General features: G+C 41.4%; 17 protein-coding genes. 8 read left to right on the top strand and 9 right to left on the bottom strand.

Features of this window, described 5'->3' with window-relative positions; genetic code table 11:
* Window positions 1–229 precede the first annotated feature (229 nt).
* Both AC6I8X_RS07640 and AC6I8X_RS07635 read left to right on the top strand, forming a co-directional pair.
* Entirely contained in the window at window positions 230–802 is a 573-nt protein-coding gene (locus tag AC6I8X_RS07640) for a cytochrome b (RefSeq protein WP_313686622.1), read from the top strand.
* Window position 803: 1 nt separating this feature from the next.
* On the top strand, window positions 804–1379 hold the full coding sequence (locus AC6I8X_RS07635; RefSeq protein ID WP_497840830.1) for a YceI family protein: 576 nt from the start codon (window positions 804–806) through the stop codon (window positions 1377–1379).
* A gap of 39 nt (window positions 1380–1418) precedes the next feature.
* On the opposite strand, the gene trhO is transcribed toward AC6I8X_RS07635, so the two are convergent.
* On the bottom strand, window positions 1419–2474 hold the full coding sequence (gene trhO / locus AC6I8X_RS07630) for an oxygen-dependent tRNA uridine(34) hydroxylase TrhO (protein WP_497840829.1): 1056 nt from the start codon (window positions 2472–2474) through the stop codon (window positions 1419–1421).
* 267 nt (window positions 2475–2741) lie between these two features.
* On the opposite strand from trhO, the gene AC6I8X_RS07625 reads away from it, so the two are divergent.
* Window positions 2742–3665, top strand: a complete 924-nt coding sequence (locus tag AC6I8X_RS07625; protein WP_497840828.1) for a Kdo(2)-lipid IV(A) acyltransferase — start codon at window positions 2742–2744, stop codon at window positions 3663–3665.
* A gap of 558 nt (window positions 3666–4223) precedes the next feature.
* A complete protein-coding gene (locus AC6I8X_RS07620; RefSeq protein ID WP_021186040.1) occupies window positions 4224–4490 on the top strand; it encodes a hypothetical protein in 267 nt (88 codons plus the stop codon).
* Between the two features lie 465 nt (window positions 4491–4955).
* On the opposite strand, the gene AC6I8X_RS07615 is transcribed toward AC6I8X_RS07620, so the two are convergent.
* Window positions 4956–6066 (bottom strand): IS3 family transposase gene (locus AC6I8X_RS07615; protein ID WP_497840827.1). Its coding sequence is split into 2 segments (ribosomal slippage): window positions 4956–5814 and window positions 5813–6066, totalling 1113 coding nucleotides; the frame shifts between segments, so codons are not numbered across the junction.
* A 153-nt stretch (window positions 6067–6219) separates the two neighbouring features.
* Here AC6I8X_RS07615 and AC6I8X_RS07610 point away from each other — a divergent pair.
* Entirely contained in the window at window positions 6220–6786 is a 567-nt protein-coding gene (locus AC6I8X_RS07610) for a hypothetical protein (protein ID WP_497840826.1), read from the top strand.
* A 67-nt stretch (window positions 6787–6853) separates the two neighbouring features.
* Here the strand turns inward: AC6I8X_RS07610 and AC6I8X_RS07605 are convergent, their stop codons facing one another.
* Together AC6I8X_RS07605 and AC6I8X_RS07600 are read right to left on the bottom strand one after the other, a co-directional pair.
* Window positions 6854–7195 (bottom strand): DUF1493 family protein, encoded by a 342-nt coding sequence (locus AC6I8X_RS07605; RefSeq protein ID WP_497840825.1) that lies wholly within the window; start codon window positions 7193–7195, stop codon window positions 6854–6856.
* Window positions 7189–7647 carry an STM2901 family protein gene (locus tag AC6I8X_RS07600; protein ID WP_497840824.1) on the bottom strand — a complete coding sequence of 153 codons (459 nt, stop codon included), beginning with the start codon at window positions 7645–7647 and terminating at the stop codon, window positions 7189–7191. The genes AC6I8X_RS07605 and AC6I8X_RS07600 overlap by 7 nt, the downstream gene beginning before the upstream one ends.
* A 163-nt stretch (window positions 7648–7810) precedes the next feature.
* Between AC6I8X_RS07600 and AC6I8X_RS07595 the strand changes: the two genes are divergently transcribed.
* From AC6I8X_RS07595 to AC6I8X_RS07585, 3 genes are read left to right on the top strand one after another with little or no spacing between them, the layout of a single operon-like run.
* Window positions 7811–8560, top strand: a complete 750-nt coding sequence (locus tag AC6I8X_RS07595) for a GIY-YIG nuclease family protein (RefSeq protein ID WP_497840823.1) — start codon at window positions 7811–7813, stop codon at window positions 8558–8560.
* Between the two features lie 47 nt (window positions 8561–8607).
* A complete protein-coding gene (locus tag AC6I8X_RS07590; protein WP_497840822.1) occupies window positions 8608–9366 on the top strand; it encodes a hypothetical protein in 759 nt (252 codons plus the stop codon).
* A 20-nt stretch (window positions 9367–9386) separates the two neighbouring features.
* The gene (locus tag AC6I8X_RS07585; RefSeq protein ID WP_497840821.1) at window positions 9387–10148 is read left to right on the top strand and encodes a hypothetical protein; all 762 of its coding nucleotides are present in this window, start codon (window positions 9387–9389) and stop codon (window positions 10146–10148) included.
* A gap of 199 nt (window positions 10149–10347) precedes the next feature.
* Here AC6I8X_RS07585 and AC6I8X_RS07580 read toward each other — a convergent pair whose 3' ends face one another.
* The 5 genes from AC6I8X_RS07580 to AC6I8X_RS07560 form a co-directional block, all read right to left on the bottom strand.
* Window positions 10348–10569, bottom strand: coding sequence for a hypothetical protein (locus AC6I8X_RS07580; protein ID WP_497840820.1), 222 nt, complete (start codon window positions 10567–10569; stop codon window positions 10348–10350).
* A gap of 10 nt (window positions 10570–10579) precedes the next feature.
* Window positions 10580–11095 (bottom strand): hypothetical protein, encoded by a 516-nt coding sequence (locus tag AC6I8X_RS07575; protein ID WP_497840819.1) that lies wholly within the window; start codon window positions 11093–11095, stop codon window positions 10580–10582.
* 206 nt (window positions 11096–11301) lie between these two features.
* Window positions 11302–11826, bottom strand: a complete 525-nt coding sequence (locus tag AC6I8X_RS07570) for a hypothetical protein (RefSeq protein WP_497840818.1) — start codon at window positions 11824–11826, stop codon at window positions 11302–11304.
* Between the two features lie 835 nt (window positions 11827–12661).
* Window positions 12662–13774 (bottom strand): hypothetical protein, encoded by a 1113-nt coding sequence (locus AC6I8X_RS07565; RefSeq protein ID WP_497840817.1) that lies wholly within the window; start codon window positions 13772–13774, stop codon window positions 12662–12664.
* Between the two features lie 309 nt (window positions 13775–14083).
* Window positions 14084–14233, bottom strand: a complete 150-nt coding sequence (locus AC6I8X_RS07560; RefSeq protein WP_497840816.1) for a hypothetical protein — start codon at window positions 14231–14233, stop codon at window positions 14084–14086.
* Window positions 14234–14544: the final 311 nt, after the last annotated feature.

Below are 14544 nucleotides of genomic sequence, written 5' to 3'. Positions count from 1 at the left end.
TTTAATCTTCGCACCGAATAAAAGCGCAAAAGGTGTAGTAATTCAAGCTGACTCTTTCACCTGTCCGCTTCACCATCAAGTTATTCAATATTTCTGAGTGGCAGAGATTAATAACGCCATAATTCCCGAACAGTTATTTCTTTGTTTATAGAAAAGTAAGTCTGATTGATCTTCTATTTCAAAATATGGATTCTCATTGCTACTTATTTCTGATTCAGGATTTCAGAAGATGTGGCGTAATACTCCACAGCGGTTTGGTGCCGTCTCCATCTTATTACACTGGCTAATGGCTCTGGCCATCTATGGCATGTTCGCGCTCGGATTATGGATGGTCGGGCTGGGTTACTACGACGGCTGGTATCATACCGCCCCCGAAATTCATAAAAGCATTGGCATCCTGTTGTTCAGTGCGTTGTTGATCCGTCTGGCCTGGCGCTTTCTGTCACCGCCTCCTGCTCCGCTGGACAGTTACTCCATCCCGGTGCGTCTCTCAGCCATAGCTGCACATTGGCTGTTATATACCCTGCTACTGGTCATTCTGCTCAGCGGTTATCTGATTTCCACTGCGGATGGCAAGCCGATTTCTTTATTTGGCTGGTTTGAAGTGCCCGCGTTACTGGCAGGGGCGGCTGAACAGGCTGACATCGCCGGTGATGTCCACCTCTGGCTGGCCTGGGCGGTGGTGACGCTCTCGGTGCTACACGGACTGGCGGCTCTCAAACATCATTTTATCGATCGTGATATCACGCTGAAACGGATGCTGGGTTACCGCATCCCGTTAACCTCTGAAAAGGAAAAGTAACATGCTTAAAAAAACACTGCTGGCGCTCACGGGTGCTGGTTTATTGGCTGCCAGCCTGTCGGCCAATGCCGCCGAGTACAAATTTGATAAGCAGGGTCAGCACGCGTTTGTGCAGTTCCGTATTCAGCATCTCGGCTACAGCTGGTTGTACGGCAGTTTTAAAGATTTCGATGGCAGCTTTACCTTTGATGAAGCTAATCCGGCGGCTGATAAGGTCAATGTCACCATCAATACCAACAGCCTCGATACCAACCATGCCGAACGAGATAAACATCTGCGCAGCGCTGATTTTCTCAATACTGGCAAGTTTCCACAGGCCACCTTTGCTTCCACTGCCGTCAGTAAAGAGGGCAAGGCGTATAAAATTACCGGCGATCTGACACTCAATGGGGTGACGAAACCGATCACCCTGGATGCCCGCTTAATCGGTGAAGGTAAAGATCCCTGGGGCGGTTATCGTGCCGGATTTGAAGCCAGCGGGGAGATTGTGTTGAAAGAATTCAATATTAATAAAGATTTAGGACCCGCTTCGCAAAAGGCAGAATTGATTATTTCTGTTGAGGGTGTACGCCAGTAGCACACGGGCAGCCTGCGCACAGGGCAGGCTGCCACTGGATTATTTCTTCTCTGGCTGCGGAATTGCCATGGTCATATTTAGCAAACCGCGCGATTTGTTGAAGATCTTGTTGCCATTTTCGCGACCAGCGCGGCGAGCACGTTGTTCCTCAGGCGACAATTTAGACTCTTCCATACAGACCGGGCTGCAGCAATTGTGGAATTTTTCGGCACAGCTCGGACACTGAATAAACAGCAGATGGCAGCCGTCATTGATGCAGTTGGTATGGGTATCGCAAGGCACACCGCACTGGTGGCAGTTAGATAACACATCATCAGAGATACGCTCGCCCATACGCTCATCAAAAACAAAGTTTTTGCCCTTGAAACGCACCGGTAAGCCTTGCTCGCGTGCACGGCGGGTGTATTCAATGATGCCGCCTTCAATGTGATAAACATCATCGAAGCCGTTGTGCTTCATCCATGCACTGGCTTTTTCACAGCGAATACCACCGGTGCAGTACATGACGATCTTTTTGTCTTTCTGATCTTGCAGCATATCAACCGCCATCGGCAGCTGGTCGCGGAAGGTATCCGCAGGCACTTCCAGCGCATTATCAAAATGCCCCACTTCAAATTCATAGTGGTTACGCATATCGACAAATACCGCGTCCGGATCGTCCAGCATGGCGTTAACATCGGCTGCTTTCAGATAGTTACCCACCGCGCTGGCATCAAAGCTGGTATCGTCAATACCATCCGCCACAATGCGATCACGCACTTTCAGGCGCAATACCCAGAAAGATTTACCATCATCATCCAGCGCAATATTCATCCGCAGGTTATTCAGCGCCGGATCGAAACCATACAGAAATGCTTTCATGCTTTCATACTGGCTGGCGGGTACGCTGATTTGCGCGTTAATGCCTTCCTGGGCGACGTAAACGCGGCCAAACACCTTGAGTTTGGTTAACCCAATATATAAAGCATCACGGAACGCTTTAGGATCGGCAATCTGGAAGTATTTATAAAAAGAGACCGTAGTGCGCGGCTCGGTTTCAGCCAACATGCGCGCCTTCAGCTCTTTATTGGAAACAAGGTTATGTAACACTGGCATGGTGTTCGTTCCTGTTATCAATCGGGAAAAATGAGCGCGCACATGATACCTGAATTCATCACAATGCAAAGCCTTTGCTGCGAATATCCACTGAGAGTGACCAGAGGCGCAAAACTGCGCAGTAATTATATTTTAATGCGCCTGGCAGATTTCTCTTATCCCCTGGAGGTCTATGCTTGATTTCAGTCAGAGAGAAAAAATGGCACAATAGCGGCAAATAACAGGAACCGGTACCTCTGGTACAAGACGCAGGATACTGACATTTCAATGACTCAACTTCCCCAATTTTCCCGTGAACTCCTTCATCCGCGCTACTGGCTCACCTGGCTGGGCATCGGCCTTCTCTATTTACTGGTGCTGCTGCCCTACCCGGTTTTGTACGTTATCGGTTGTGGTTTAGGTCGTATTGCTATGCGTTTTCTGAAACGTCGCGTCAAAATTGCACAGCGTAATCTGGAGCTTTGCTTTCCCGATATGCCGGTAAGTGAACGTGATGCCATGGTGAAACACAATTTCGAATCCGTTGGCATGGGGCTGATTGAGACCGGCATCGCCTGGTTCTGGCCAGACTGGCGCATTCGCAAATGGGTGAGCAGCAGCGGGCTGGAGCATATTGACTCCTCGCTGGCTGCCGGACGTGGCATTCTTTTGATCGGTATGCATTTTCTGACACTGGAACTTGGTGCGCGCGTCTTCGGTATGCACAACCCAGGGATTGGCGTGTACCGACCGAATGACAACAAATTGCTCGACTGGCTGCAAACCTGGGGTCGGATGCGTTCCAATAAAAGCATGCTGGACCGCAAAGACCTGAAAGGCATGATCCGTGCGATGAAAAATAACGACATCATCTGGTATGCGCCGGACCACGATTACGGCCCACGCAGTAGTGTTTTCGCCCCCTTTTTCGCCGTTAAGGATGCGGCCACTACCACGGGCACGCATATGTTGATCCGCCTCGGGAATCCCAGCGTAGTGCCATTTTTGGTGCAGCGCCTGCCTAACCGCCGTGGGTACGAGATGAAGATCATGCCGGATATTCGCGACAGATTCTCGCTGGAGAACGAACTCGATACCGCAATTTGTATGAACAAGGTGGTTGAGGAGAGCGTGTTACTGGCCCCGGAACAATACATGTGGCTGCATCGTCGTTTCAAAACGCGCCCGGAAGGTGAACCTTCACGCTATTAATATGAAGCGGGACACACTGCGTGTCCCGCCTCGCTTATAATCAAATTTGCCTTAATTCATGACATTATCCGCCAATATCTGGCGAAAACTGTACCAATCTTAATTAAAGCCCACGCATATTCTTAGGCCATTTAAATCTGGAGTCATCGCTGACTAAAATAAGGAAATGATGATGTTGGGTGAAGCCTGTAGGCTATTAATAAACGCACTTGCTTCCATCTTATTGATTTCGCCTCCAACATCTAAAGAAAATCTTATCGATTACATTATAGATCCACGGATCTGAATTTTTCTGATTCCAGGCATATTCCTATTTAATATTGTTGAATTCTTTGAGTTCGCTAATCAATACAGAAAAATTAACTTAATTTACAAGGTATTATCTTAACACTTGCCTTACTTATTACCTTTCTAAAAAAGACGCGCTATCCTTATACCTTTCTGGAATTTGTCCGCAAAATCGATTCCAGTTAGTTTCATTTATGAGAGTTAGTTCATTAACTACTCAAGAAAAATAAAAAGATTACACACAGCAAATATACTGCAGGAACCCATAATATGAATAAAGGCATCTACTATTATGTGACGGTCAGTACCGATCAGGATAATTATCACCTGTTACACCGCAAAGAGTGTAAACGTCTGCCGGAAAAGGAGGATATGGTTTTTATCGGTACACTCTATAATTTAAATCAGGCTTTATCGATTGCGCGTATTAACTTTAAAAAGGTGAAACCTTGTATTAAATGCTGTATTCGTTACTCTGCTCCTGTTATTCGTGAATCTGTGCGCCCTGTGCTGCATTTTCCACAGAAGATGCACTGACCCGTCCGGGCGGATGTTTCACCTCATCCGCCCGGACGTTATTCCTCCCTTCTCCGTCAGTTTTTCGTCTATCCTTCTCTGAAATCCCTATTCAACAGGCAAGGAGAATCGCGATGAGCATGTTTACCACCTTAGAACAAAGTCAATAGCACTAGACATACTCAGTACTCAACAGTAACAACCTCACACACCACGTTAGTACCATGCCACTGATCACGGTAAATCGAGGTATCGATACCGCATCCTGCCTCTAACGTATACCCCGTTTGCTGTGTGAACTTCTTGTACTTAGTACTATCTCTTCGCTCGTAGTACCTTGCACCGCTGTAAACGAATCCTGCTGAACCCTGTGGTACTATCCAGACACCATAGGGTGCCAACGATGCACCATGCGTGATTACCTTATATTCGAATTCAGAACCCTTATAAGAGCCTGTAGCAGCCTGGGATGTAAGCACACCCGTTTTAGTTCCACGCATTTTTTGAGATTTCCGGCTTTTCAGCCATCAGTCGGTACTCTTCCGGCGTCAGGTTATTTAGGGATTCGTGGGGGCGCTCGCTGTTATATTCAACCAGCCAGCGCTCTGTAATTTCCCGTGCTTCATTCAGTGTTCTGAACAGATAAAAATCCAGTATTTCTGTTCTGTATGTCCGGTTGAACCGTTCGATAAAGGCATTCTGCGTTGGCTTGCCGGGCCTGATAAATTCCAGCATCACACCATGCTCTTCTGCCCACTGTGCCAGCGTCAGCGAGATCAGCTCAGGACCGTTATCCATCCGCATCTTCAGCGGATATCCACGGTTTGCCACGATCCTGTCCAACACTCTCACAACCCTCTGCGCCGGGATATTCAGGTCAATTTCGATCGCCAGCACTTCCCGGTTAAAATCATCCACCACGTTGAAGATCCGGAAGCGTCTGCCGCACACCAGCGCATCGTGCATAAAATCGATAGACCAGCTCTGATTCATCGCCTCTGGCGTCGCCAGCGGAGCCGGATTACGCACCGGCAGGTGCTGTTTTCCCTTACGGCGAAAATTCAGTTTCAGCAGGCAGTAAATCCGGTGAACTCTTTTATGGTTCCAGGCGTTGCCCTGCCTGCGAAGTACCTGAAAAAGCTTTTTAAATCCGTATCGCGGATAGCGTTCAGCCGCCACGGTCAGCGCCATAATCACTGGTTCATCACGTTGCGTATCCGGCTGGTAACGAAATACCGTCCTGCTCAGCGACAATGTCCTACATGCCTGACGTAAGCTCATGGCAAACTGCGCGGTCAGATAGCTGACCAGCTCACGCTTAATCGCTGGTTTTAAAGCTTTTTTCAATAACGTCTTTCAGTGCGCGACACTCGAGACTCAGGTCCGCAAACATCTGTTTCAGCCGGCGGTTTTCATCCTCAAGGTCTTTCATCTTTTTGATATCAGAGGCTTCCATACCGCCGAACTTCGCTTTCCAGTTGTAGTACGAGGCCTCAGAGATCCCGGTCTCGCGGCAGACGTCTTTAACGGTGCGTCCGGCTTCGACGGACTTCAGAACGGCAATGATCTGGTATTCGGTGAATCGTGCTTTGCGCATGGCGATCTCCTCCAGGAACATAATCAGTATGCCGGAAGATCTCTAAATGTGAATGGTCCGGTTTACCGGGATGCTTACAGAGTTACCGTTCTGAATTTCTAAAGCATAAACAAGTTTTGCCGATAACCATGATTTGGATTTAGAGATCAAATCATGATAAAAAAAGTACTGGCATCATTTTTAGTTATAGCAGCTCTTTTATTAGTGGGTTGTTCTGCTAAAGAACTTCGTTATATTGGTAAAAAGGTAAACTTTGAGGACTGGACTCTATATAAAAGCGACGTGAGCTATTACCCTTTTGTTGATGGCTCGAAGATACCTAAAGATTATCCAGGTCATTTTTCTTTGCGAGTCGCTGATGATAAAAGTTATGTCCAACTCTGGCTTGATATGGGGTATGATGTTATAGGTACAGCAATGATTCACACAGACAGTATTCAGAAAGATACTGTTTTATACAGTAAGTTTCTGTCTTGGTCTAAGCTGACATATTTACAACGAGAAGAAAGTAAAAATACAATTTTTTCTGGTAGTTCTGATGATACAACTTATATACGTGTAGTAGATGATATTAAAACTAAGGAACCTCTGTTTTTAATTGTCAGGCACTATACTATATATCCTGACATAAAATTAGCACTAACTGTATCTGATGTGCAAAATTTCATATTCAACATTAAGTATATAAAATATTGCAAGGATCATAATTTAGAAGTCTGAGGTATTTCACACCTGCACCAAGAAGTTTTGCAGAACATTCCCGATAGTGGTGCAGGTGTGAATTAAGCTAATCATACAGCCATTTACCAGCTTTTGCACTCTCGGTAAACATTCTGACAGTAAGAGGTTTTCTAATTTTATTTGTCTCTTCTTCTATCTGCTGTCTTTTGAACATTTTTGTGAAAAGTGATGCCTGAACTGCCGGATAATAGACGCTCATATCAATTACTGAGATATCGACGCCGAACTTTTCACCGTACTCTTCTATCGCGTATGGAAATTCATCCCACTCTGCGTAATCCTGTAGAATAGTATCCATTTCTAGATATTCTTTCTTTCCTGTTTTCCAGGATACCGGGATTGATAACTCTCCCCTGAAGAACTCTAAAACTTCATTGTCCGTTACCATATTTTATCGTTCCCTCTGGCAATGGAGTTGTACTTTCCAACGGTATGAAACGTTATCTGAAATAAATCATATGAAAGGATCACCCAACCCACTACAGGTATCGCACGGCCTACAAATGTGCTTACCTTATGCGTCATAATGATCTTCAGCTTGTACGGTGGATACCCACCCACGATAGAGGGTAATTCTTTTCCCCAAGGGAACTTAGCTTTGCCAAAAACCTTGCGTGCACCTTTGGATGCGTAAGAGGTTCCAGGTGTTGCCCCGGCAAACTTCCCCCTTGTAGGTGCGATGTTCAGTCCCGCCACAATCGCCACTATGGCTCCGAAATCATCTACACCAAGTTGATCTGCTATCTGTTCACAGAAAATCATAAACAGGAGTTCACTTGCTGTCAGATTTGGTCTTCCAGCGTAGAAATAAGTCCCATTGAGCGTTTCTGTTGTGTCCATAGCTACAATCCTTCGTTGCAAGTCTTGAGGCCAATCATAGCTGATGTGTGTATATTGGTACAAATCACGTTCATAAAATTGATATGTTTGCCTATGTAATGTATTCGCAATCCTTTTGTAAGGTGTATAGTACTGACATAACATAATGGATTGAACACCTCAGATGAATCGTTTAACTGCTATTGGTTTCATTAAAGTCGGTTACTGGCAGATACATGAAGGAAAGTTGAAGTACTATCTGGATGAAGGATATAAAGATGTTAAAAACAATCTTTATGCTTTTGTGTGTGATGGGGAAGTTAAGTACGTTGGTAAAACTACACGACTACTTAAAAACCGTATGTATCACTACTCGCGTCCCGGCCCTACTCAATCTACCAATATAAAGAATAATGCGAATATCTATGAAATGTTATCGCGTGACATAGCCGTAGATATTCTTGTACTTCCTGATAATGGATTGATGCACCATGGTCAATTTCACCTCAATTTAGCCGCTGGGTTAGAGGACTCAATAATAGGTGTAATTAGTCCAGAATGGAATGGTGGTCGTAAAGTACAGAATACTGAAGTCAGCATACCGAACATAACATTGGGTGAAGTTGAAATACCATCACCTCCTATTGCAAAGCAGTTCACTTTTAATATGGCTGATACTTACTGGAATAGAGGTTTTTTTAACGTCCCGGTAATAAGCTCGCCCGAATTTGGCGTTGATGGTGAAAAAATAAAGATCGTTCTACGAAATAGTCATTTAGCTATAGTGGGCATGATTAACCGCACAGCCAACCGAACATCCGCACCTCGCATAATGGGTGGAATTGAACTTCGGAATTATTTTCAAAATACTTTCGCTATTGGTGATGTAGTACCTTTTGAAGTTATTAATCCACATATTATTAAACTAATTTAATGGTAAAACCATTATACTTGACTATATCGCTCAGCGAGATTCCTAACATGTTAATGACCTATATCAAATGTCTATATAAAGAAACCAAAGAAGTAATTGATAAATTTGGTGTATTTCAATCAGCAGCAACTGCTTTAGCCTCTTTAACTGCTTATTACTTCGCCTTTAATCTGATTGACCTTATCAAACCATACCAAGTTGAAATCACTTCATCTATTATTGTAGTACTGTTGTTCATTGGTGGTTATATGGCATGGAAGAAAGAATATAAAAAGTTACAGGAAATCCTAACACAAAAAAAGAACAATATAGTCTTTATAGAAAGTGAACCTGCGCGGTTACAAATAGGTTCCGCTGAGAAATTCAATAAGATAACAATGTTAAGATTATATTTTAAATTCAATATTCAGAATCACAAAAATCATACTGTAAAAATCGACTCGATTGATAGCAGTCAATTAAGTAATATTCTAGATGCTAAAACATCTAAAGTTCCTTTTTGTTCATATCAAAAGATCCTTCCAGTAGATGTGAATGCCAAAAGCCCTACAAGCATTGAATACTATAGTGAATATGGCTTATCCAACCTCACATTTCAACAACAACTTAAATTTCTAGAGGAATTATCTTCTATTAATCATACGATTTTATTTAAGGTATATTCGGTCGATGGTTGGGAAGAAGTCGAAACTAAACTAACGTTAGACTTTAAAAAATTCATTACAAGCAAAGAAATTAATAACTATAGCTTCAATAAGACTGATATAGCCAACTTCGCTGCAAAACCGACTAACACATCTGAATAAAATATATCTTAATGAGGGACATGACCATGATTGGCAAGGTGTGGAAAATATTTAAAGAAGTAGCTATTGGAGTATTATTAGTACTTTCACTTTGGTTAGTAGTCAACGGTGCACTTAAACAGGCTAAAGGGCATTTTGAGTTCGGTAGCCTTATGGATTTTTTCAATACTGCCGGTACGGTTGGTACTCTCATAGTAGCAATTTATGCATATTTGAAACCTCCCGAATGGTTGAGACAAAAGCTTGATGACCATGCATTGAATATTGCTAAAGATTTATTGACCCATGATTTTCCAACTGTTTTTATCAAGATGAGGGAATTAAGCACTTATATTGGTGCATTTCATGACTTATCAAAGAGCATAGATTTGAATTCTGCATATCAGATGATTGAAGATTTCAATTCACTTCACGAAAACATGTCTATAATTCATGATATTCATTTTAATGCAAAGATAAAAATTAACTCTCTTGAAAAACTCGGCTGGCATATTAAAAACTCATCTCTTCAAAAATTGGTAAACTTTCAATCTGCCATGTCTAACTATGTTTCTTATTTAAATGCATTCCATAACCAAGTAAATGATATTACTGATAAGAGCACACTAAAGAATAAGATTACTAATGCAGATGAGCTAAGTTATTCAAAATCAAAACTTGTGCAAATTTCTGAACATAACCATAAGTTTTCATCGAGATTTATTACAGCTTATGAGGATTTTAATAATTCAGCTAACTTAGTACCAGATTATTTTGATATAAAAAGTTTGAAAGTTAAGTAGAGTACTACAAGCGTCCTCGTAGTACCTTTTACTTAAACTCTGGCACTGGCAATCCTACGGTTTCAAGCTGTACTTCAAGCATCATCAAACGTAGGTAGTCAGTGCTATAAGTCTTCAAAGTACCAATATCGACTTCTACCCCATCAATGAAGTATTGAACTTTTCCGACATCATCCAGTACTTCATATTGTGCTTTATTTTATTTAAATTCTTCCCACCCTCCGCCATTACGGCTTATATAATGCTCTTGATTACCAGTTGTAGATTCAGTAAATATTAGAGTTTTATCCCCATCGATATTTTTACCTGAAGCCCAAAATTCTTTCTCGTCTTCATCCGTATGCTTTATAGGCATTTTTGATGCGATAGATTTTTTATGAAGTGCATCGAATACTTCGTTATCAATTTTTACTAAAGTCATAATATTTTCCTCAGTTAGAACTTTCACTTTTGATTACTTCGAGCAACGAGTACCAACGTTCCCCGTGTTCATAGGGTTTGTTACCAAAGACTTGCTTGATACGACGATCATTCCATCCCTTACGCATCATCAAATCTTCATGCTGTATCATGTCATCGTCAATACCAATAAACATATACGCATCTTCTTGTTGTAAGAGGCTAAGGAAGTACACAATGTTGTTGAAGGTAATGTTCAAATCATACTCTTCATCGAACTTAGTTCCTTCATACAAACCGTATGTACCATAAACTCTGTTCTCATTAAAGTAGTTTGCAACTACTACTGAACCTTGTTTGTTGAAGTAGAATTGGTATGTACCTACATCATCATCTTTATCGAGTACTAATAACTTAGTTTTCTTTTCTTCATCTACATTACTGACCATTATAGAAGTACTCATATAACCAACCATTTTAGTTTTAATGTACTCTTCTACTTTTGGACAAACGGGTGCCATCACTTTAGCGTTAATTGCTTGTGTCATTTTTAATTACCTTATTGTTTGCTGTGTTTACTGCTTTGTTGTAAGAATATTATTTTTTGAGATTAATAATGTCCAGGAGATCTCTTCATTGTAACGATGTGCTTATCTACTTGACATGCATTTGAGGTAATAAAGAGCTATCACTTTATATTTTTTGCAAGTATCAATCTTCTCTCAACCTTAAATTATTATTTAAAATCAATGAATTAAGCAACATTGACATATGCTTTAAAGGAAGCCTTAGATTCAGCACTTTCGTGCAAGTTTTGGTCCTCCAGGTACTCAAAATAGTACTTCTTCGTGATGGCATTCATAGTGCCCTTCTTACCCATGTAGAATTGATTACCATCATACGAAGCATTGAAGGCGAAATCTGTTGCGTACTCAGCACTATAGGCACGAAGAAAAGTATCATGTACTTTCTGTTCTTCCGGTAAGTTCTGGTACGTCTGAGTATCAGTGATTGCCTTTGTTAGTTTCTTTCCACTCGTTTTGTATTCTTTCCCATCAAGTAGTACTGAATACTTCTTATCTTCTTTGTTTGATGAAGTACCAGTACTTCCGCCAACAATAGCAATTAGCTCATTTAGTGTTTTTCCGTACTTTTCAGCAATTGCCAGTACTTCATTCTTCATCTCATCAATCTGATCAAGCTGTTGCTTTGCTTCTAACAGTTGGATCTGAAGTGCATCCAGTTGGTCACGAGTCATTTTTGAAAAGTTGGTAGTCATAATTTCATTCCTGTTTGATTAGTTCGTTTCGTTGATTTGGATATTATTTCCCGGAATTCAATCTGTCAAAATTATTTTTAGCACTGAACATCTGATTTATTAAGAAACCCCTCTTAAAGAGCAAATTCATGGTTATCTTTCCATTTAACTCATTGTTATAACGAGGGAAAGACAGGCGGAGATAAACAAGTACTTAAAAAATAATTTTGTAAAGGAAAATAAAAAGTAATTACTTTCACTAAATTTAATAAGTACTTAATACCTCAAATCAATATATGGGAAAGTACCAGTACTTAAACATACTGGTATATGTTAGTACTTTTATAATTTCACCATCATGGCGGTAAATTAATTGATCGGGGATTTTTGTTATGTACTGAAGGGCTTCTACAGCCCGGCATCCCGTGAGCAAGCGAAGCGAGCGAGAGCCGTCAGGCGGTAGTACAAACGAGTACTTTAGGCCGCAGGCCGACACTTACTTCATGAATTGTACTGTTGTTCTTTTCAAGCAAAGCGAGTAATGAAATGCACATTATTGTAATCGGCGGTATGAAGTACTTTTAACAAGTCAGGTACATACTCATGCCGATTACAACTAATTGCTTTTCAAGCCGACCGCGTAACGATTGTGCTTATTCATTGTGATTAGTTTCTATGAAGGCAGTTCTACGAACCGCCTTATGTCGTATTCGCCTCGTACACGGACGTGCATAGCCCGCCCTTTGTACTTGCTCTACTTCCATCAACTTTTGTCTTTCTTACTTAATAGGGGGTATTTTACCCATATATGTTTTAGTAATTCCCCCCCTATCATTTGGGGTACTGATGGTGATTTTCACTTACGCCGATCAAATTTTTTATAGAACTTCTCACGCTGTAAGCCGTTGAGATGTGCGTTTACTGCACTGTCCATCCACGTATCAAAAGTACTTCTATCGGGAAAACGCTTCATGATGATTTTTCCCATACGCTTGTAGTCAGCATCTGACAACTTCGCTGGTTCAAACTTTTCAGTACTACCAATACCAACATCGATGTACTCAACATTATCAGTCAATGATAGAGCCTGCTCCCTGTCGAATACATATACCTCTACTACTGAAGTACTTGAGTAATCACGTAAGTTACTGCGATTCACGAATTGGTATAAGTTCTCTTTTTCACGAGCCTGTACTATCTCTTCCCTCGTGATCTTAAACATCAATTCTAACTGTTTAGATTCAACGGGACTTGGTTTCATACTGGCAAGCCATACGCACCTTTTATAGTCCTGATATGTGTTCATACCCCGGCTAATCGGTTTGATGTACTGACCATTAAGAATACCGCGATTGTCTTCATTTGCCGTATAGAAGTACTCAGTAACGTTTGAGTTGATCCACTCTGCCACCTTTGGAAGTGCATCAGGATTCTGTTCCCGGTATGAACGGCTATAACGTTCCTCCGAGAAGTAGTACACCTTGAGGCGTTCAGATACTGGTACTTTACGTTGCCGTAATCCCGGTAGTACAACACGCTTGAACAACCCAGGATTACCCTTATAAATTAGCGTATCTTCAAAGCGGTTTGCCATGAAGGTGATATCGAGATTTTGGTACTTTGCAATGTCTACCCATGCAAGAACCGTAAGCTGTTTGCTTTCGGTACTGTACACGTCCTGATTACCCACTTTCCCAATCTTCGCAAAGAAATTACTGTTCATAACGAAGTGGTCATAGTCCTGTACGAATCCGAAACATGTAGCCATTGCACGTACTAGATCATCGTCGAATTCAGTTACTGCCTTAGCCATGAAGTACTGTTCAGATAATTTTGCAAAATCTTTGAATAGTTGATTCTCAACTTCATACTTCTTATCCGTATTGATTATGTTAAAAGTATGAAAATTGACTACATCATCAAGATAGATCTTCCATTGACGTAATAGTGTTAAGTCAGAAATACGCATAAATGCTTTATCTGTAATAACCAGTACTCTATGTGTTGGATTCAATAGAAATGCATGTAAATCCTTCTCTACGCTCTCTGTATGGCTCGTAGACGTGATAACTTTAGCGATAGTGCCAACTGTTCGGTACTTTGCTGAACAAGCTGTAATGTTCCCTGAACGAGAATATAACGATCATCAGTACGTTTGATTTGTTCAATTAGTGCGTGTGTTTTGCCTGCTCCGTAATCCGCAGAAATATAATGAATACTCATATAAAATCCTTTTAGTAGTTATGGCACTGTTTCCTCAGTGCCTTTTTTATACCTTCTACTCACCCAACACCATATACTTATTGATTAAGTACACCATTGCCGCAGATATGGTATTAGCCTTCCCTTCTGAGATTATCTTTTCCAGTGCTTGTTTTTGTGAATCAGTAAATCTGATGGTACATACATTATTTTTATTTTCTTTCATTTTTATTTCCTTGTTGTGTAACTATTTCCTTTATGAAATCATGCAAAAAAGTTCCCCGTAAGGAATACGGGGTAAAATCTTTGGAGGAGATTATGATTATCTACACCATCGTTGCGATGATTTTATTCTTTTACTACTTTATTTATCTTTTCGTGGTGCAAATAGCCAAATAAGCGAATAGATCACAAATAATGAAAACGCTGTTTTGACTAAACCACAAAGAAGTAGTACTAACATTATGAAGATCATAACTGTGCTCTCTGATTGTAATACACAGTTATATTTATCTACACCCCAAGTATAGGCCACAT

The organism is Pantoea sp. X-Soil-TKNS-1280 (assembly GCF_059730475.1).
This window is presented reverse-complemented; position numbering and strand designations above follow the sequence as displayed.